1 protein-coding gene is annotated in these 491 nt (G+C 44.8%); it reads left to right on the forward strand.

Annotated features, from left to right (window positions below):
* Positions 1 to 15: 15 nt before the first annotated feature.
* Entirely contained in the window at positions 16 to 435 is a 420-nt protein-coding gene (locus JSN25_RS14165; RefSeq protein ID WP_204525726.1) for a translesion error-prone DNA polymerase V autoproteolytic subunit, read from the forward strand.
* Positions 436 to 491 lie beyond the last annotated feature (56 nt).

Below are 491 nucleotides of genomic sequence, written 5' to 3' on the forward strand. Positions count from 1 at the left end.
GCGAGTGAGTTTATTATGAAGTTTTATTCACCAGCTGAGTTGCGCCAGATAGTTGCGCTTCCCTTATTTAGTGATCTTGTTCCATGCGGATTTCCCTCTCCAGCGCATGATTACGTTGAACAACGTATTGATCTCAATGAACTATTAGTTCAGCACCCATGTGCAACATATTTCGTGAAGTCATCCGGTGATTCTATGACTGGAGCGGGGATCGGGAATGGCGATTTGCTGGTCGTCGACCGTTCCAGAAAGCCTGCACATGGAGATATTGTTATCGCTGCCATTGATGGCGAGTTCACGGTTAAACGTCTTCAGCTACATCCAATACTTATGCTTGTTCCTGAAAACAATTCTTATGCACCCATTACGATAAACAGCGAAGATATGCTGGATATCTTTGGGGTGGTGACGTTTATCGTGAAAGCGGCAAGCTGATATGTTTGCCCTGGTTGATGTTAATTCGTTTTATGCCAGTTGCGAGACTGCATTCC

This window comes from Citrobacter cronae (assembly GCF_016893685.1).
Taxonomy (GTDB): domain Bacteria; phylum Pseudomonadota; class Gammaproteobacteria; order Enterobacterales; family Enterobacteriaceae; genus Citrobacter; species Citrobacter werkmanii.

What these genes read in the sequence shown, in the direction of transcription:
- JSN25_RS14165 (WP_204525726.1), top strand. Translation starts at nt 16, where the DNA reads ATGAAGTTTTATTCACCAGCTGAGTTGCGCCAGATAGTTGCGCTTCCC.